The sequence below is a fragment of the Caballeronia calidae genome (assembly GCF_900044055.2).
Lineage (GTDB): Bacteria > Pseudomonadota > Gammaproteobacteria > Burkholderiales > Burkholderiaceae > Caballeronia > Caballeronia calidae.
The window spans coordinates 22,148-39,042 of record NZ_FCOX02000065.1; the positions used below are offsets into that span (position 1 = coordinate 22,148).

Genomic DNA, 16,895 nt, shown 5'->3' on the forward strand with positions numbered 1-16,895 from the left:
TATGAATTCATCGACCTGGATCGTCGGGGTACGGCCGTTCGGCGGCGCGCCGGCGGATGTGCGCATCGACGGCACGACCATCGGCGCGATCGTTCCTCACGGCGAGCGCAAGCCCGCGCCCGGCGATACCGTCATCGACGGCGCGCTCGCGCTGCTGCTGCCCGGCTTCGTCGAAGGGCACACGCATCTCGACAAGACCACGTGGGGCATGCCGTGGTATCGCAATGCCGTGGGGCCGCGTCTCGTCGACCGGATCGAGAACGAACGCCGCTGGCGCGCCGAAAGCGGTCACGATGCCGCGAAGGCGTCGCGCGCGCTGGCGCTCGCGTTCCTGCGCAAAGGCACGACGCGCCTGCGCACGCACGTCGATATCGATACCGATGCGGGTCTGCGTCATCTCGAAGGCGTTGGCGACACGCGCGCCGCGCTCGCCGATGTGCTCGACATGCAGATCGTCGCGTTCCCGCAATCCGGCATGCTGAAGCGTCCTGGCACGCGCGAACTGCTCGACGCCGCGCTCGCGAACGGCGCCGATGTCCTCGGCGCGCTCGATCCTTCCTCCATCGACGGCGATCCGGCCGCGTCGCTCGACATCACGTTCGCGCTCGCGACGAAGCACGGCAAGCCCATCGACATGCATCTGCACGAGCCCGGCGATCTCGGCGCGTTCACGTTCGATCTGCTGCTCGATCGCGTCGAGGCGCACGGCTATCAGGGCCGCGTCGTCGTGAGCCATGCGTTCTGCCTCGGCGCGCTGCCCGATGCGCGGCGCGGCGCGCTGCTCGAACGCATCGCGCGCGCGAACGTCGCGTTGCTGACGACCGCGCCCGCGTCGGTCAGCGTGCCGCCGTTTCGCGAGACACGCGCGGCGGGCGTCACGCTCTTCGGCGGCAACGACGGCATCCGCGACGCGTGGACGCCCTTCGGCTCGCCCGACATGCTCGAACGCGCGATGCTGATCGCGATGCGCTACGACCTGCGCCGCGACGACGATCTCGCCGCCGCGTTCGATTGCGTTTCCATCGAGGCGGCGCGCGCCTGCGGCTTCGCGGACTACGGCCTCGCGCCGGGCAAGCGTGCGGACCTCGTGCTCGTCGATGCCGAAACGGTCGCACAGGCCGTCGCGATGCGTCCGCCGCGCCGCTTCGTGATGGCGAACGGCACGCCCGTTTCGACGGAGTTCACGCGATGAACCCGCGCGCATCGAATCTTGCGTGGCTCGCGGTGATCGTCGCGATCGGCTTGAACCTGCGGCCGCTGCTCACGTCCGTCAGTCCGCTGATGAGCGTGATCCTGCACGCGACGGGACTGTCGTTTCGTGGCGCGTCGATGCTGACCGGGCTGCCCGTCGTCGCGATGGGCGTGTGCGCGTTCGGCGCGAGCGCGCTTTCACGCGCGATCGGCAATGCGCGCGGCGTGGCGATCGGACTGATGGCGATCGTCGCGGCTTGCGCGGGCAGACTCTTCGCCGGCGATGCGGGCGCGCTCATCGTCAGCGCGGCGATCGCGGGCACGGGCGTCGCCGTCATTCAGGCGCTGTTGCCCGGCGTGATGAAGACGCGCTTCGCCGGGCGCCTGCCCTTTGCGATGGGCCTCTATTCCGCGTCGATCATGGCGGGCGGCGGGCTCGGCGCGAGCATCACGCCAGGCGTCGCGTCGCGCGTATCGTGGCAGGCGGGGCTCGCGTTCTGGGCGTTGCCCGCGCTCTTCGCGCTCGCGGTGTGGCTGCTGCTGATGCGCACCGATGCGTTGCCGCGCACTTCATCGACGCGCCGCGCGAAGCCTGCGCCGTCGCTCTTTCTCAACCGGCGCGCATGGACGCTCGGGATCTTCTTCGGCCTCGTCAACGGCGGCTATACGAGCCTCGTCGCGTGGATGCCCGCGTACTACCAGCAACTCGGCCGCGGCGTGACCGAAAGCGGCACGCTGCTCGCGATGCTCACGGTGTTTCAGGCGTCGTCCGCGCTGCTCCTGCCGATGGCCGCCGCGCGCTTCGGACGCGGGCGGGACCGGCGTCCGTGGCTTGCGCTCGGCCTCGTCGCGCAACTGGCGGGCTTCGGTCTCCTGCTCTTCGCGCCGCTTTCGGCGCCGCTCGCGGTCGTGGCGCTGCTCGGCGGCGGACTGGGCGGCGTGTTCGCGCTCACGCTCGTGCTGACGCTCGATCATGCCGACGATCCCGAACTCGCCGCGCGCCTCGTCGCGTTCGTGCAGGGCGTGGGTTTCGTGATCGCGGCGCTGGCGCCGGTCGTCGCGGGCGTCGTGCGCGATGTGAGCGGCGGATTCTCGATGTCGTGGATGATGCTGGCCGTGAGCCTCATCGCGATGATCGCGCTCAATGTCGTGTTCGGCCCGCGCAGCTATGCGCGCGCGATGCGTCAGCCCGACGACGAACCGACGCGCAGTCAGCGCACCGCGTGACAGGCGAAGAACTCGTCGAGCAGATCGGTCATCTGCCACACGGGACACGGGCGGCGGCAATGCCCGTCGTAGCCCGCTTCCCTGAGGCGCGCGATCGGCTCTTCGGGCAGGAAGCCGCTCATCGCGATGATGGAACGACGCGCGTCGTCATCGGCTTCGCGTAACGCGCGGACCAGCGCGTAATTGCCGCAGCCGCCGATGCGCGTATCGAGAAAGATCACATGCGGACGCCACTCCGCGACGATGCGCCTGAGCGATGACGCATCGACGGCGAGTTGCGCCGGAAAGCCCTTCAGCTCGAACAGCGACGCGAGCGATGCGCCGAGCACGCGTTCGGACAACGCGAGCAGCACGCGCCGCGTCTCGGGCGCGAGGCGCGACTGCTTGCGGTTCCATAGCGAGCATTGCGCCGGACTGGTTTCGTATGCTCGATTGTTCAAGTCATTCCTCTTCCGACGATGCAGCCGTGCAGTGCTCACCGGCATGGCGCGCCGCGCGCCATGCCGATGCGCACGCGCACCGCGAGCGGGCGGCGCGCGGGCCTGGACGAGACGGTTACTTTTTCCGATGCGTTACGCGGCGCGGGATTGCGGGGATCGGCGGGCGCGCAAGGGAAACAATGGGCAGGAAGCGGGCCAAGGCGCGCGGCGGCTCGTCCGCGATTCGATTAGTCCTTTGATGCAGAGCGCGATCGTCGAAACGCGCCGTAGAAATGGCTTCGACCGAACGTTTCGAACGGGTTGTGAGCACGTATTCGGGGGCCGGTGTCGAGCGAGTGTCGGAAGCCGAGCACAGCCGCGCAAGCACGATGAAATTTAGGACGACCGTATTCATCGATATGCCTTGACCAGGCGCCGGGACCAAATCTAACCGACGTTCGAGCGGCCTCATCCGATAAGTGAGGTGAGCGGCGAAAACGGGCCGGTTGGCGCCTGGCACACCGTGCCATTACAGTCGCGCAAGTCGTCTGGATAATTCCTGTGCGGATTTCCGCAGAAGCATATTTCCGGCCAGCATCGTGCCGGTGTGCTTACCCGACAGCCCCACTTGATAAGCGCCTCTCGTTGTTCGATACATAAGCACAACAAGCCAATTTGGAATTTGTTCGGTCTCTTAAAGGCGAATGTGTCCGAGTGCACATACTTACCTATTCATTTCATACGCAAAGCTTTTATTGCCGATTTGGGCTGCTAATCTTTGATCCACGGGCATGGCGATGCGCAAATGCCAAAGGCCGGCGACACGTTTTCTCGCGCCTTTCTGACCGGATGTTCCACGTGCGGAGCGGAGATCACAAAAGTGCGGATGAGGACGATTTCACTAAGCGAAATAAAAATGCCCGACGGCGCAAAATTCGGCATGAGCGCGGTTGCTCCTTCGATAGCTCGCCGCTCCCTGCTTTGCGACATGGCCGCGCTCATCCTTGGCGCCGTGTCGCCTTCCTCATTCGCGCAGCATGGCGGTCCGGGACTCGTCACGCCGCCGGTTCGCCTCGACGATACCTGGCTCGTCGACCAGACCGGCAGAAAGCGCCTGCTGAGCGACTTTCTGCGCCAGGGCGTTACTGCACTCCAGACGATCTACACCGGGTGCGGCACGGTATGTCCGCTGCAAGGTGGGCTTTTCAGCGCGGTTCAGGAACGGATCCCGGGCATCCGTGCCCGCCATCCTGTGCAATTGCTGTCGGTTGGAATCGATCCGTTGTCCGATTCACCTTCGGCATTGCGCGCGTGGCTTGCGCGCTTTCAGGCAGGCCCCGCGTGGAATGCGGCGACACCGGCACTTACGGATGTAGACCGGATTCGCGTGGCGCTGTCGGGCACCAGGACGCCCCTCGGCGACATCGCAGATCACTCCACGCAAGTCTATTGCTTCGATGCCAACGCGATGTTGCGCTGGCGAAGCGCTGACCTTCCGCGCGTCAACGACGTCTGTGATGTGCTCGGCGCGCTTGCACGTACATAACCCGCCTCATGTACGAGGAGCAACCATGCCAGGGATTCGTTCAACAGGGCACGCGTCCAGCCTGCTCTTCCGATGCATGCGCTTTTTGCTGCTGATCGCAATGCCGCTGGCTTGGGCGGGCGTATCGCCCGCCGCCCATGCGCAAACCTCGGCGCCCATCACCCTGAACGGCACCGGCATGTGCGCGGACGTCAGCGGCGAATCAAGGACGCCGGGAGCACCCGTGATTTCCTGGTCCTGTTGGGGCGGCGCAAATCAGCAATGGCTCCCGGCTGCGACCGGCGCCCGGTACACCCTCATCAATCAGAACAGCGGCCTGTGCATGGACGTATCAGGCATAAGCCCCGACCCGGGTGGTCCTATCATCCAGTGGACCTGCAATGGCGGCCTGAATCAGGCCTTCTCGTTGATACCGCAGGGCGGGGGCTATGCAATCGTCGCGGGACATAGCGGCTTATGCGTGAGCGCGTCGAATACGACCTCGCAGGGTGTCCAGTTGACGCAGCAGGTATGCAATGGCAGCGCCACACAGACGTGGCAAGTGAGCGGCTTGCCGGCGCCGAAAGCCGCATTGCCCTCGCAGTGGTCGGAGCCCGTCACGCTACCGCTCGTTCCGCTGCAAGCCGCCAATCTCCCAAATGGAACCGTGCTGGTCTGGGCGGCGGACAGCGCGCTCGACTTCACACCCAATAACCCGCCGGGCCAGACGTACACGGCGATCTTCAATCCATCGACGGGCAGGAGCAGGCAGTCGATCGTGACTTATACCGGACACGATATGTTCTGCCCGGGCATCGCCAACCTCCCCGATGGCCGGATTTTCGTGACCGGGGGATCGAGCGCAAGACAGACCAGCATTTATTCGCCTTCGACGAGCACGTGGACCGCGAGCGATCAGTTGAAGATTCCACGCGGCTATCAGGGAAGCGTGACATTGAGCAACGGCAATGTGTTCCTGGTGGGCGGCTCCTGGAGCGGAGGGCTCGGAGGAAAGAGCGGTGAAACCTGGACCCCGGGTTCGGGCTGGCAGATCAACGGTGCCATCACCGACGATTACATCGTCACGAACGACAATGCAGGCTGGTTTCGCGCCGACAATCACGCATGGCTGTTCGCCGTCGGCAATGGACGGGTGTTTCACGCGGGACCGAGCCGCGCCATGCACTGGTTCGATACGGCAGGTAACGGCAACGTCACCTCGGCCGGCAACCGGGGGAGCGACGGCAATGCGATGAACGGCAACGCGGTCATGTACGACGTCGGCAAGATTCTCGCTGTCGGGGGCGCTCCGAGCTACGACCAATCGCAGGCCACGTCCAATGCGACGCTCATCGACATCAGCAGCGGAACCGCGAGGACGCAGACCATCGCGCCGATGAGCTACCGGCGCGCGTTCAGCAACAGCGTCGTGCTGCCGAATGGACAGGTCGTCGTGGTCGGCGGGCAGACCTTTGCTGCGCCCTTCTCGGACGACAACGCGGTCCTCACCCCGGAGTTGTGGGACCCACAGACCAATGCGTTTTCTCCGCTCGCCCCTCAGGCCATCCCGCGAACCTATCACAGCGTCGCGCTGCTCCTGAACGACGGACGCGTGCTGAGCGGCGGCGGCGGATTGTGCGGGGGATGCGCGACCAATCACACTGACGTGGAGATACTGACACCGCCGTACCTGCTCAACTCGGACGGGTCGGCCGCGTCCCGGCCGAGTCTCACGTCCGTGCCGACCGACGCGCAGCTCGGCACGACGATCGTGGTGACGGGCAGCAGGAACGTGCGCGCATTCGTGCTGATGCGCTCCTCGTCGGTCACGCATTCGCTGAACAACGAGCAGCGACGCGTCCCGCTGTCGTTCACCGTGGGTACCGCAGGCGAATATCAGTTGAACATTCCCTCCGATCCCGGCGTCGTGATCCCCGGCTATTACATGCTGTTCGCCCTGAACGGGAGGGGCGTGCCGAGCGTCTCGCGCGTACTGCTGGTGCATTGAATGGCCCGACGACACCACGCTGCAACGCGGGCCGCCGCGATCGGACTTGCCCTTGTCGCGATGACACATCTTGCCCGCGCGGAGGCCGCGTGCGATCCGGCCGACGAGGGGTGTGCACTATTCAACGGACAACATCCGATGGCCGCGCATCTGCGTGACGACGAACGTCCGTTGTCATCCTGGACGACCCGATGCGTCAATTGCCACGTGGGCACGTCGAAAGCACCGGCCTTTGCGCCGCCGCTGACACGAGAATCCCTGCTCGCTGAGACAAGTCGCCGGGGAGGGCCGATTAGTCACTATGATGCGACGGCCTTCTGCCGTGCTGTGAAAGACGGTGTCGACCCGGCGGGCGTCCTGCTTCGCAAGTCGATGCCCCGCTATCAGATCGCCGATGCCGAGTGCATGGCGCTCTGGCGGTTCGTCGTGCATCGATGATCGCGTAGCGGTGACGCAGACGCAGACGACCAAGCCTGTTATTAAAACGAATTAAGTCTTAGATTTCACTGGCCCGCCCTACACGACTCGAACGTGTGACCTACGGCTTAGAAGGCCGTTGCTCTATCCAGCTGAGCTAAGGGCGGAGAACCGGAACGCGCGGCCGACGCAGAAACAGCGCAGAAAGCGGCCGCGGATCAGAAGAGACCGCGATTTTACCTCATTCGCCACCGCGCTTGTCCCGCGTTCGTCACACCGGTTGCGGATGCATCATGAACCAGCCGAGGAAGAAGATGCCCGCGATCACGCAATACACGCCGAACGACGCCAGCTTGCCGTGTCCTTCGAAGTAGCGCATCAGGAAACGCACGCTCAAATAAGCCGCGATGCCCGTCAGCACGCCGCCCAGCACCGAATCGGCCAGTTGTCCCGGCGCGTGAAAGAGCTTCGGCAATTCGAGCACGCCCGCCGCGAAGATGATCGGCGTGCCGAGCAGAAACGAAAACTCCGCCGCCGCCTCGGCCGTCAGGCCCGCGCCGACGCCCGCGATCATCGTCAGACCGCTGCGCGAAAAGCCCGGAATCAGCGCGCCGATCTGCGCGAGGCCCACCAGAAACGCCTGCCTGAACGTGAGCTTCTCGGGCGCCTGCATCGCGCGGCTCTGCTGCAGACGGTCGCCCAGCCACAAGAGCACGCCATTGACGATCAACGCCGCCGCGACGATCCGCAAATCGTGAAAAATTGCCTCGAGGCGCTTTTCGAGCAGCAAGCCGACGATGCCCGTCGGAATCGTGCCGATGATGAGCGCCCACATCATGTGCCCGTCATCGTTCTTGCGGCCGCCGAGCGACGCGAAGAAGCCGCGGATCAGCGCGATCCAGCGTGCGCGGAAATACCAGAGCAGCGCGACGGCGGTGCCGAGATGCAGCGCCACGAGGAACGGCAGCAGTTGCGGCGCATGCTTGTCGATATGCATGCCGATCAGGCCGGGAACGAGCAGCGTATGGCCGAGGCTGCTGACCGGAAAGAGCTCGGTCACGCCCTGGAGCACGCTCAAAAATACGAGAAACCACAGAGTCACGCGTCAGTCCTTTTTTGAGGAGGAGAAGAACGCGCCGTGCAATTCCATCCCTCGCGTCACGCGAAGCCTAACGAGGCGGACAGGGAATTTGGAACAGGAAGGGAAAGTCGATACGGCGCGCAAACGGACCCGATTATGCCGGTGGCGCAATCGAGCGCCAAGCGCTAACCGCACACAAATTGAGCCGACAGTCAACCGTCGGCGAAACGAATATTTATCGCAAGCTTGAAATAGGCATTCCGAAAGAAAGCGCGCCCCGGAGTCCGAGCGGAGCCGGGCGACCGCGATCGTCGGTCAGGCCTTCAGCGTGTAGAGAAAGAGTGCCGTGCTTGCGCCGAAAAGCGCGAACATCGCGACGCCCATTGCCATCGCCAGATCCATGGTTGCTCCTTGTCCGTCTGATACCCAACACAGGGGCATATAACAACATATCGAATGACCGCTCGTCAGTCGCAATTTCCCCCAAAGGGTTTTTCCGTAGAAAATTCCAAGGCAGAATCATCGGTTCGAGCCGCGCCGGATATCCCGGCGCGTCGCCGAGTCATTCAACGGAGCGCGCGGCCATCATGTCACCGGAAACAGATGTCATCGAAATCGGGCGCGACGGCGCCGCCATCCTGCTCGCGCCGCACGCGGGCGGACGGCTCATGACCTGGCGCGTCGGCGGCGAGCCCGTCATCCATTGGCCCGATGCGCCCGACTGGTCCAAACCGGCGAAGATCCGCGGCGGCAATCCGCTGCTCTTCCCGTTTCTCGGACGGCATTTCGTCGACGGCCAGATCGGCGAATGGCGCGATCCCGAAGGCGTCGTGCATCCGTTGCCGACGCACGGCTTCGCGCGTGATCTGCCCTTTTCCTGCACCCGCGACGCGGACGGCCACGGCCTGCGCATGACGCTCGTCGACAGCGACGCGACCCGCGACGGTTACCCGTTCGCCTTCCGCTTCGAGGCGGCGTACCGCCTCATCGACGGCAACACGCTCGAGGTCGAGCTCACCACGTCCAATCCCGGCGAAGTCGCGCTGCCCTATTACGCCGGGCACCACTTCTACTTTCATCTGCCGCACGAACAGCGCGGCGAGAGCAGCGTCGAGCTGCCGCGCACCGAGCGGCGCCGCCAGCTTCCGGACGGATTGATCAGCGAGGCCGAGCCGGGGCTGCCGCGCTATTCGCTCGGCGATCCGGGCATCATCGATACGTTTCATTGCCTCACGCGCCAGTCCGACGAGCCGATGCTGCTGAAGCTGCCCGGACTCAAACGCACGGTCAGCTTCGAGCTGCATCAGCCTGATTCGGTGCCGTGGTACGCCGTCACGACGTGGACGGAATCGGAGACATCGGACTTCTATTGCGTCGAGCCGTGGATCGGCCTGCCCGACGCCATCCACAACGGTCTCGGCCTGCGCTGGCTCGCGCCGGGCAAGACCGAAACCGCGTCGCTCAGGCTCGTCGTCACCGGAAAAGAGTAAGCCGCCAGGCGCCCGCGCGGGCGCCATTCTTTCCGGGCAAACCCGAGACGGTAAAATCCTGCCTTTCGAATTCGCCGCGCGGCTGTGCCGGGCACGTCTCGCGGCGGTGCTTTGCGAGGTCAGGTTTGCAAAAAGAAATTCGACGGCTCGTCGGCGCATCGCTCATCGCAGTATTGGCCGCTTGCGGAACCGGCCCGGTCGCACCGGGCTTTTATCGCGTGGAACGCGGCGACACCGTGTACAAGATCGCCCGTGAAAATCGCACCACGGTCGCGAACATCAAACGCTGGAACGGGCTCACGAATCCCGATGCCATCGAGGTCGGCCAGGTGCTGCGTATAGCGCCCGCGGCGGGCAGCGCGACGACGGCCGAGTCGTCAGGTGCGGGCGCCGCGGGCAGCGCGAAAAGCGATGCCCGCGCACAAGTCTCGTCGCCAAAGGCCGGACCGGGCGTGACGCTCGTCTGGCCGGCGCAGGGCAGCGTCATCCGCAGCTTCGACGGCAAGAACTCGAAGGGCATCGATATCGCCAATGCGGCGGGCACGCCCGTCGTCGCTGCCGCGACCGGCAATGTCGTCTATGCGGGCAACGGCCTGCGCGGCTACGGCAACATGCTGATCGTCAAGCACGACGACGAATATCTGACCGCCTATGCCCACAATCGCGTGCTGCTGGTGAAGGAAGGCCAGACCGTGCAGCAAGGCCAGCAGATCGCCGAAATGGGCGATACGGACAGCAATCGCACGATGCTGCATTTCGAGGTGCGCTACATGGGCCGCTCGGCGGACCCGGCGAAATACCTGCCGCCCCGCTAATGGCCGGGCGGACGTTACGAGGAAGATTGATGAAATTGATGACGAGGATCAACACGGCTGCGCTCGGCGCGGCTTTGGCATTGACCGGCGCGCTTGCCGGATGCGCGCACACCGCGACGATGACCTATCTGCCTTCGGGCGACACCGGCTTTGCGATCAACTGCAGCGGCGGCGATGCCAGCACGAGCTGGGCGGCGTGCTACAAGCAGGCGGGCGAAGTATGCGGCGCGTATGGCTACGACGTGATTTCGAAGGATGCCGACACCGGCGCGACCGCGGGCGGCTCAGTAGGCGGGATATTCGGGGCGAACATCAAGAACCGTTCGATGGTCATCCGCTGCAAGCAGTGACGCTTGAGGGATCAGGCGGCCGGGCGTTCCTTCGAGCCTCGCGTGCGCCAGTGCCCGGACAGCGGATCGATATGCGCCGCGAACGCGACGAGCGATGCCACGGCAAGCGGCGCAACGGCGGCGAAAATCCACAGCAGGTTCATGGCAGATACAAATTGAAACAAGTCTGCGCGATGATACAGGCGCGGCAAATTTTCCGCTGGAGCGATTCCTCTGAAATCTTGAGCAAGTAGTGTTTGCCGGATTTCTGTCGAACGGCCGGCGCAGATCAGAAGCCCCGATATGTCCGCATCGGGGCTTCGTCTTTCATGGCGGTTATTGCGGCTTGGCCGGCGCGTCGATCATTGAAGGCGGGGTCATGTCCGTCGGCACGCCGTGGTAGTCGGCCGGATCCTTCGGCGCGTGTTTCTGGGGCTGGTTGTCCGCGCAGGCGGACAAGGCCAGCGCGGCGGATACGGCACAGACGAAAGCGAGAACGATTCGCGGCATGAGACTCCCGGGATTGGCGTCGAGATGAGCGCGGCGCAAAACGCGCGCTGAAAAGACAAAGGGGTTACAAGCCGAAACTTGTAACCCCTTCGTGTATCGTGGTCGGAGCGAAAGGATTCGAACCTTCGACCCTCTGATCCCAAATCAGATGCGCTACCAGGCTGCGCTACGCTCCGACGAGCCGCAGATTGTAACGTGCCTGATGCGCGGCCGCAATGCCCATCTCGGGCACGCATCTTTCTGGCCTAGCCGAAAGTGAACCTCATAACGGAGACGATCGATGAATCTCATTCTCTGGCGTCACGCCGAAGCGGAAGATCAGGCGTCGAGCGATCTCGCGCGGCAACTCACGCCGCGCGGACGCAAGCAGGCGCAAGGCATCGCCAAATGGCTGAAGGCGCGCATCGACGACGACGCCGTGTTCCTCGCGAGCCCGGCGACACGCACGATCCAGACCGCCGAGGCCTTCGGCGACCGCTACCGCGTGGTCGACGAGCTCGCGCCGGGCAACGGCGCGCAGGCCGTGCTCGATGCCGCCGGCTGGCCCGATGGCGTCGGCGAGACGGTCGTCGTGATCGGGCATCAGCCGACGCTCGGCCGCGTGGCCGCGCTCCTCATCACCGGCCACGAAGCGGACTGGTCGATCAAGAAGGCGGGCATCTGGTGGTTTCAGGGACGCACGCGCGGCGGCGACGGCCACGTCGTGCTGCGAGCGGTGATCAATCCGGACCTGATCTGAACGCCGGGCGAGCGTCGTAAGCTCGCGTTCATGCGCGTGTCGTTTCATCGAAACGTCACTGCGATGCCATGCGAGCGTCACCGTGCATTACTACATTGGCGAGGACTTGAAGCCACAGCAACGTCCTGTCGAGGAACGCCAATGCAAGATCTGCCGACGCCTGTCCTGCAACTCGGAGCATCATCGCTCTCGCTCGATTCGCGCCGCCATCTTCCGCGCACGTCGGAAACCGTCACCGGCCGCGAGCGCCTGCAAGTCGCGTGGGCGCGCGACGAAGACGCGCTGCGCGATGCGCAGCGGCTGCGCTATCGCGTGTTCTCCGAAGAAATGGGCGCACGTCTCTCCGGCCCCGCCGGTCTCGATGTCGATGCCTTCGATGCCTACTGCGATCACCTGCTCGTGCGCGATCTCGACACGCTGCAGGTGGTCGGCACGTATCGCGTGCTGCCGCCGCATCAGGCCGCGCGCATCGGCCGCCTGTATGCGGAAAGCGAGTTCGATGTGTCGCGCCTCACGCATCTGCGGCCGAAGCTCGTCGAAGTGGGCCGCTCCTGCGTGCATCCCGACTATCGCACCGGCGCGGTGATCATGTCGCTGTGGGGCGGACTCGCCGCGTACATGATGCAAAACGGCTACGAGACGATGCTCGGCTGCGCGAGCGTCGGCATGATCGATGGTGGCCATTACGCCGCGAATCTGTATAACTCGCTGCCCGCCGATGCGCTGACGGCGCCCGAATACCGCGCGTTTGCGCATACGCCGCTGCCGGTCGAGGAACTGCGCACCGGCGCGCACGTGAGCCCGCCGCCGCTCGTGAAGGGCTATCTGCGTCTCGGCGCGAAGATTTGCGGCGCGCCGGCCTGGGACCCCGACTTCAATACCGCCGACTTTCTCACCCTCTTCCGCCTCTCCGAAATCAACGCGCGTTACGCGCGGCATTTCATCGGCGACATGCAGGGACGTTGAAGCCCTGAAGCAAAAGGCCCCGATCGTCGGGGCCTCTCTCTTGCGGCATCAGTCGCCGGTATACACCACCCGATACGGCCGGCCGATCTTTTCCCATTCCATCGCTTCCTGCACGAGGCTGTAATCGGTGAGCGGATTGTTCGTCACCCACTCGTTCGGCAGACGCACTTCGAAGCCGCCGCCGGCCTGCCTCACCTCGATGCCGGGCAGTCCGACATCCGTGCGCCGGCGCGACAGCAGCGCCGCGAGCCGCAGACAGAAAAGCAGCGTCCATTCGATGTCGCGCGCCTGCGCGAGCTTGCCGAGCTTGCCTGCGTGCCCGAGCACGAGCGCCGCGAGCCGCGCCTGATCGGTGCGCGAGAAGCCGGGCATGTCGGCATTGCTCGCGATATACGCGGAGTGCTTGTGATAGGCGCTGTGCGCGATCGACAAGCCGATTTCATGCAGCGATGCCGCCCACGCGAGGAACATGCGGTTTTCCTCGCGCAGGTCTTCATCGGGCTCGCCGAGCTGATCGTAGAAGCTGATCGCCAGTTCGCCGATGCGTTCCGCCTGCGCGGCATCCACGCCGTAGCGGCGCTTGAACCCTTCGACCGTCACCGTGCGCATGTCCTGATGCTGCGAACGCCCGAGCAGATCGTAGAGCACGCCGAGACGCAGCGCGGCATCGGTCGTATCGGCATAGTCGACGCCCAGTTCCTCGAACACGCCCAGCATGATCGACAGGCCGCCCGCGAGCACCGGCACGCGATCGGGCTTCAGCGCGACGAGCTTCAGCCGGTTCACGTTCTCGGCCTTGATGAGCGCGCGCTTGAGCCTCTCCAGGCCGCCGCGCGAGATGCCGTGCGTGATGCCTTCGTCGTTGAAGCCGTTTGCCTCGATCAGTTCCGCGAGCGCGCGCGCCGTGCCCGACGAGCCGATCGCCTGGTCCCAGCCGGTGTGCTTGTATTCGCTCGAGATGATCTGGATTTCGCGCTTGGCGGCGAGTTCGGCCTGGCGCATCGTGTATTCGTCGACGTTGCCTGCCGGGAAGAACTGCCTGCTGTGGCTCACGCAGCCGATATAGAGGCTTTCCATGTGGATCGGCGTGTAATGCGAGCCGATGATGAACTCCGTCGAGCCGCCGCCGATATCGACCACGAGCCGCTTGCCCGCGCTCGCCGGCACCGAATGCGCGGCGCCCGCGTAGATGAGGCGCGCTTCCTCGCGCCCGGCGATGACTTCGATCGGAAAACCGAGCGCGATTTCCGCCTCGACGAGAAAGTCGTGCGCGTTCTTCGCGACGCGCAGCGTATTCGTGGCGACGGCGCGCACCTGATCGGGATGGAAATCGCGCAGGCGCTCGCCGAAACGCTTCAGGGCATCCCAGCCGCGCACCTGCGATGCGCGGTCGAGCATCTTGTCCTTCGAAAGGCCGCCGCCCAGCCGCACGGGCTCGCGCAGCGCATCGACCTGATAGATCTGGCTGCCGGCGGGCGTTTCCTCGACCCGGCCGACGATCAACCGGAAACTGTTCGATCCGAGGTCGACCGCGGCAAGTAGATGGGGATGTGTGACCATCGGATATCCAGAAGTCGTGAAGTGAGGAGAGGCACTGTCACAGCGGCGCTGTTGCAGCGCACGAATTCTATTCTATGCCGACACGGCGAGCGGACATGGCCGACTCGTTCGGAACCGCGCGTTTGCGCTAGCGACGCTATCCGCATTGTGAGTAGAATTTGTGACAATCGTTCTGTCATAAAAAATACATCATACTGTGAGAGCATCCGAGAGTTCCCTTGCCCATCTGATCGAGACACCTGCCCTCCCTCCGATGTCCATACGCTATCCGTTATTCAACCGCGAACTGGGCATATTAGGTTTCAACGAGCGCGTGCTCGCGCAAGCCGCCGACACGACGGTTCCCCTGTTGGAACGCCTGCGTTTCATCTGCATCACGAGTAGCAACCTCGACGAATTCTTCGAAGTCCGTATGGCGGGTCTGCAGGAGCAGATGCGCGACAACCCCGGCTCGCTCTCGCCGGACGGCATGTCGCTGCAGCACGTCTACGATCTCGTCTCCGAGCGCGCGCAGCGCCTCGTGCGCCAGCAATACTCGATGCTGCACGACATCGTGCTGCCCGCGCTGGAAATGGAGGGCATCTTCTTTCACGGCGCGGAAGACTGGACCGAGCAGCAGACCGCGTGGGCGCGCGACTACTTCTACAACGAGCTCCTGCCGGTGCTCACGCCGATCGGGCTCGATCCCGCGCACCCGTTCCCGCGCGTGCTGAACAAGAGCCTGAACTTCGTCGTCGAACTGGAAGGCACGGACGCCTTCGGCCGCCAGGCGATGATGGGCATCGTGCAGGCGCCGCGCGCGCTGCCGCGTCTCGTGCGGATGCCCGAGGCCTTGTCCGGTTATCCGCACGGCTTCGTGCTGCTGAGCTCGTTCATGCAGCACTTCGTGAACGAGCTGTTTCCGCATCTCCTCGTGCGCAGCTGCAACCAGTTTCGCATCACGCGCAACAGCGAGCTCTTCGTCGACGAGGACGAAATCACGAACCTGCGCGTCGCGCTGCAGGGCGAATTGCCGGCTCGGCATCTGGGCAATGCGGTGCGTCTCGAAGTATCGGCGGAAACGCCGCCGCATCTCGTGCGGCGCCTCCTCGACGAAGGTCAGTTGAGCGAACGCGACCTGTATCGCGTGAACGGGCCGGTGAACCTCGTGCGCCTCATGCAGCTGCCCGAAATGGTCGACCGTCCGGATCTCAAGTTCGTGCCGCATATTCCGTCGGTGCCGAAGGTGATCGCGAATACGTCGAATCTCTTCGATGCGATCGATCAGGGCGATATTCTGCTGCATCATCCGTACGAGAGTTTTCAGCCGGTGCTGGAACTGCTGCTTCAGGCGGCGAAAGATCCGCAAGTCGTCGCGATCAAGCAGACGATCTATCGCACGGGTACCGATTCCCCGCTGATGGATGCGCTCATGCAGGCCGCGCGCAACGGCAAGGAAGTGACGGTCGTCGTGGAACTGCTCGCGCGCTTCGACGAAGAGACGAACATCAACTGGGCGTCGCAGCTCGAAGCCGTGGGCGCGCATGTGGTGTACGGCGTGGTCGGCCACAAGTGTCACGCGAAGATGATGCTGATCGTGCGGCGCGTGTCGATGGGCGGCAAGCTCGTGCTGAAGCGTTATGCGCATTTGGGCACGGGTAATTATCATCCGCGCACCGCGCGGCTCTATACCGACTTCGGTCTCATGACCGCCGATCAGGAAATGTGCGAGGACGTGCACCACGTCTTTCAGCAACTGACCGGCATCGGCGGCGAGATTCCGCTCAATCAGCTATGGCAGTCGCCGTTCACGCTGCACGCGAAGCTCATCGATGCGATCCGCGCCGAGGCCGAGCATGCGCGCGCGGGACGGCGGGCGCGCATCGTCGCGAAGATGAATGCCTTGCTGGAGCCCACCGTCATTGCCGCGCTTTATGAGGCATCGCATGCGGGCGTGAAGATCGATCTGATTGTGCGCGGGGTTTGCTCGTTGAAGCCTGGCGTTGAGGATCTGTCGGAGAACATCACGGTGCGGTCGATCGTGGGGCGGTTCCTCGAACATCATCGGATCTTCTATTTCTATGCCAACGGCAAGGAAGATGTGTTTCTTTCTAGTGCCGACTGGATGGATCGCAACTTCTTCCGTCGCGTGGAGGTGGCGTTTCCGATTCGCGATCGGCGGTTGAAGCGAAGGGTTATTGCTGAAGGGTTGTCGGTTTGTCTTGGCGATAACCAATCGGCGTGGGTCATGCAGAGCGATGGGCACTATCGGAAGCGCCGGCCCGGGAAGGCTATTCGCAACGCGCAGTTGGGATTGCTGGCTAAGTTCTGTTCTTGATTTTCGGTTGCTTGCATAGGCTTCTGTGGAATCCTGTTTTCGTGTCGGTCTATTGGCACTGCCCCTGTGCGGGGCGGCAGTCACTTTCTTTGCTGCTGCAAAGAAAGTAACCAAAGAAACAGCTATCCCCAGCCTAAGCACTTCAGGCCGGCCGCGGCACAGAAGATTGCACGTGGTCCGGCAGTAGCGAGTGCCCTCATAGGCCTAACCGGGCTTGGACCGCACACGGTCTGACAAGCTAGAAGTTATAGCGCGCTGGTTCAGCACCAAATAGCTCCGGCACAGCGCTACGCGCTGCCGC

The 16,895-nt window shown here is 64.1% G+C and carries 17 protein-coding genes and 2 tRNA genes; 11 read left to right on the forward strand and 8 right to left on the reverse strand.

Going from position 1 to position 16,895, the window contains the following annotated elements; genetic code table 11:
* The first annotated feature begins 1 nt into the window (after window position 1).
* Both AWB78_RS34460 and AWB78_RS34465 read left to right on the forward strand, forming a co-directional pair.
* Complete coding sequence (locus AWB78_RS34460) at window positions 2-1,192, forward strand: amidohydrolase family protein (RefSeq protein WP_074173602.1); 1,191 nt, start codon at window positions 2-4, stop codon at window positions 1,190-1,192.
* Window positions 1,189-2,418, forward strand: coding sequence for a cyanate transporter (locus AWB78_RS34465; RefSeq protein WP_062611097.1), 1,230 nt, complete (start codon window positions 1,189-1,191; stop codon window positions 2,416-2,418). The genes AWB78_RS34460 and AWB78_RS34465 overlap by 4 nt, the downstream gene beginning before the upstream one ends.
* On the opposite strand, the gene AWB78_RS34470 is transcribed toward AWB78_RS34465, so the two are convergent.
* A complete protein-coding gene (locus AWB78_RS34470) occupies window positions 2,403-2,858 on the reverse strand; it encodes a response regulator (protein ID WP_062611098.1) in 456 nt (151 codons plus the stop codon). The genes AWB78_RS34465 and AWB78_RS34470 overlap by 16 nt on opposite strands.
* 115 nt (window positions 2,859-2,973) lie before the next feature.
* The gene (locus AWB78_RS46960; RefSeq protein ID WP_157697710.1) at window positions 2,974-3,252 is read right to left on the reverse strand and encodes a hypothetical protein; all 279 of its coding nucleotides are present in this window, start codon (window positions 3,250-3,252) and stop codon (window positions 2,974-2,976) included.
* Window positions 3,253-3,723: 471 nt separating this feature from the next.
* On the opposite strand from AWB78_RS46960, the gene AWB78_RS34475 reads away from it, so the two are divergent.
* The 3 genes from AWB78_RS34475 to AWB78_RS34485 all read left to right on the forward strand — a co-directional run bounded on the left by AWB78_RS34475 (window position 3,724) and on the right by AWB78_RS34485 (window position 6,808).
* Window positions 3,724-4,383 (forward strand): SCO family protein, encoded by a 660-nt coding sequence (locus AWB78_RS34475; RefSeq protein ID WP_374729509.1) that lies wholly within the window; start codon window positions 3,724-3,726, stop codon window positions 4,381-4,383.
* A 25-nt stretch (window positions 4,384-4,408) separates the two neighbouring features.
* Entirely contained in the window at window positions 4,409-6,370 is a 1,962-nt protein-coding gene (locus AWB78_RS34480; protein WP_062611099.1) for an RICIN domain-containing protein, read from the forward strand.
* A gap of 138 nt (window positions 6,371-6,508) precedes the next feature.
* The gene (locus AWB78_RS34485; RefSeq protein ID WP_232477996.1) at window positions 6,509-6,808 is read left to right on the forward strand and encodes a hypothetical protein; all 300 of its coding nucleotides are present in this window, start codon (window positions 6,509-6,511) and stop codon (window positions 6,806-6,808) included.
* A 69-nt stretch (window positions 6,809-6,877) separates the two neighbouring features.
* On the opposite strand, the gene AWB78_RS34490 is transcribed toward AWB78_RS34485, so the two are convergent.
* Both AWB78_RS34490 and AWB78_RS34495 read right to left on the reverse strand, forming a co-directional pair.
* Window positions 6,878-6,954 (reverse strand) — tRNA-Arg (locus AWB78_RS34490).
* A 104-nt stretch (window positions 6,955-7,058) separates the two neighbouring features.
* Window positions 7,059-7,889 carry an undecaprenyl-diphosphate phosphatase gene (locus AWB78_RS34495; RefSeq protein WP_062611101.1) on the reverse strand — a complete coding sequence of 277 codons (831 nt, stop codon included), beginning with the start codon at window positions 7,887-7,889 and terminating at the stop codon, window positions 7,059-7,061.
* Window positions 7,890-8,455: 566 nt separating this feature from the next.
* Here AWB78_RS34495 and AWB78_RS34500 point away from each other — a divergent pair.
* The 3 genes from AWB78_RS34500 (at window position 8,456) to AWB78_RS34510 (ending at window position 10,523) form a co-directional block, all read left to right on the forward strand.
* Window positions 8,456-9,358: an aldose epimerase family protein gene (locus tag AWB78_RS34500; RefSeq protein WP_062611102.1), complete on the forward strand. Its 903-nt coding sequence runs from the start codon at window positions 8,456-8,458 to the stop codon at window positions 9,356-9,358.
* A gap of 125 nt (window positions 9,359-9,483) precedes the next feature.
* The gene (locus AWB78_RS34505; RefSeq protein ID WP_062611103.1) at window positions 9,484-10,173 is read left to right on the forward strand and encodes a peptidoglycan DD-metalloendopeptidase family protein; all 690 of its coding nucleotides are present in this window, start codon (window positions 9,484-9,486) and stop codon (window positions 10,171-10,173) included.
* Between the two features lie 29 nt (window positions 10,174-10,202).
* Window positions 10,203-10,523, forward strand: a complete 321-nt coding sequence (locus AWB78_RS34510) for a hypothetical protein (protein ID WP_062611104.1) — start codon at window positions 10,203-10,205, stop codon at window positions 10,521-10,523.
* An 11-nt stretch (window positions 10,524-10,534) separates the two neighbouring features.
* Here the strand turns inward: AWB78_RS34510 and AWB78_RS49425 are convergent, their stop codons facing one another.
* From AWB78_RS49425 to AWB78_RS34515, 3 genes are all read right to left on the reverse strand, one after another.
* The gene (locus AWB78_RS49425) at window positions 10,535-10,666 is read right to left on the reverse strand and encodes a DUF2147 domain-containing protein (protein ID WP_269768962.1); all 132 of its coding nucleotides are present in this window, start codon (window positions 10,664-10,666) and stop codon (window positions 10,535-10,537) included.
* Between the two features lie 172 nt (window positions 10,667-10,838).
* On the reverse strand, window positions 10,839-11,012 hold the full coding sequence (locus AWB78_RS47845) for a hypothetical protein (protein WP_198399414.1): 174 nt from the start codon (window positions 11,010-11,012) through the stop codon (window positions 10,839-10,841).
* A gap of 99 nt (window positions 11,013-11,111) precedes the next feature.
* A tRNA-Pro gene (locus AWB78_RS34515) sits at window positions 11,112-11,188 on the reverse strand.
* A gap of 104 nt (window positions 11,189-11,292) precedes the next feature.
* On the opposite strand from AWB78_RS34515, the gene AWB78_RS34520 reads away from it, so the two are divergent.
* Window positions 11,293-11,751 carry a SixA phosphatase family protein gene (locus AWB78_RS34520; protein WP_062611105.1) on the forward strand — a complete coding sequence of 153 codons (459 nt, stop codon included), beginning with the start codon at window positions 11,293-11,295 and terminating at the stop codon, window positions 11,749-11,751.
* Between the two features lie 141 nt (window positions 11,752-11,892).
* Window positions 11,893-12,717 (forward strand): GNAT family N-acetyltransferase, encoded by an 825-nt coding sequence (locus AWB78_RS34525; RefSeq protein WP_062611106.1) that lies wholly within the window; start codon window positions 11,893-11,895, stop codon window positions 12,715-12,717.
* Between the two features lie 48 nt (window positions 12,718-12,765).
* On the opposite strand, the gene ppx is transcribed toward AWB78_RS34525, so the two are convergent.
* Window positions 12,766-14,277 (reverse strand): exopolyphosphatase, encoded by a 1,512-nt coding sequence (gene ppx, locus AWB78_RS34530; RefSeq protein ID WP_062611107.1) that lies wholly within the window; start codon window positions 14,275-14,277, stop codon window positions 12,766-12,768.
* A gap of 253 nt (window positions 14,278-14,530) precedes the next feature.
* Here ppx and ppk1 point away from each other — a divergent pair, with 253 nt between their 5' ends.
* Window positions 14,531-16,594, forward strand: coding sequence for a polyphosphate kinase 1 (ppk1, locus tag AWB78_RS34535; protein WP_062611108.1), 2,064 nt, complete (start codon window positions 14,531-14,533; stop codon window positions 16,592-16,594).
* Window positions 16,595-16,895 lie beyond the last annotated feature (301 nt).

What these genes read in the sequence shown, in the direction of transcription:
- AWB78_RS34510 (WP_062611104.1), top strand. Translation starts at nt 10,203, where the DNA reads ATGAAATTGATGACGAGGATCAACACGGCTGCGCTCGGCGCGGCTTTG.
- ppk1 (WP_062611108.1), top strand. Translation starts at nt 14,531, where the DNA reads ATGTCCATACGCTATCCGTTATTCAACCGCGAACTGGGCATATTAGGT.
- AWB78_RS49425 (WP_269768962.1), bottom strand. Translation starts at nt 10,666, where the DNA reads ATGAACCTGCTGTGGATTTTCGCCGCCGTTGCGCCGCTTGCCGTGGCA.
- AWB78_RS34460 (WP_074173602.1), top strand. Translation starts at nt 2, where the DNA reads ATGAATTCATCGACCTGGATCGTCGGGGTACGGCCGTTCGGCGGCGCG.
- AWB78_RS34485 (WP_232477996.1), top strand. Translation starts at nt 6,509, where the DNA reads ATGGCCGCGCATCTGCGTGACGACGAACGTCCGTTGTCATCCTGGACG.
- AWB78_RS34465 (WP_062611097.1), top strand. Translation starts at nt 1,189, where the DNA reads ATGAACCCGCGCGCATCGAATCTTGCGTGGCTCGCGGTGATCGTCGCG.
- AWB78_RS34520 (WP_062611105.1), top strand. Translation starts at nt 11,293, where the DNA reads ATGAATCTCATTCTCTGGCGTCACGCCGAAGCGGAAGATCAGGCGTCG.
- AWB78_RS34480 (WP_062611099.1), top strand. Translation starts at nt 4,409, where the DNA reads ATGCCAGGGATTCGTTCAACAGGGCACGCGTCCAGCCTGCTCTTCCGA.
- AWB78_RS47845 (WP_198399414.1), bottom strand. Translation starts at nt 11,012, where the DNA reads ATGCCGCGAATCGTTCTCGCTTTCGTCTGTGCCGTATCCGCCGCGCTG.
- AWB78_RS34525 (WP_062611106.1), top strand. Translation starts at nt 11,893, where the DNA reads ATGCAAGATCTGCCGACGCCTGTCCTGCAACTCGGAGCATCATCGCTC.
- ppx (WP_062611107.1), bottom strand. Translation starts at nt 14,277, where the DNA reads ATGGTCACACATCCCCATCTACTTGCCGCGGTCGACCTCGGATCGAAC.
- AWB78_RS34475 (WP_374729509.1), top strand. Translation starts at nt 3,724, where the DNA reads ATGAGGACGATTTCACTAAGCGAAATAAAAATGCCCGACGGCGCAAAA.
- AWB78_RS34500 (WP_062611102.1), top strand. Translation starts at nt 8,456, where the DNA reads ATGTCACCGGAAACAGATGTCATCGAAATCGGGCGCGACGGCGCCGCC.
- AWB78_RS46960 (WP_157697710.1), bottom strand. Translation starts at nt 3,252, where the DNA reads ATGAATACGGTCGTCCTAAATTTCATCGTGCTTGCGCGGCTGTGCTCG.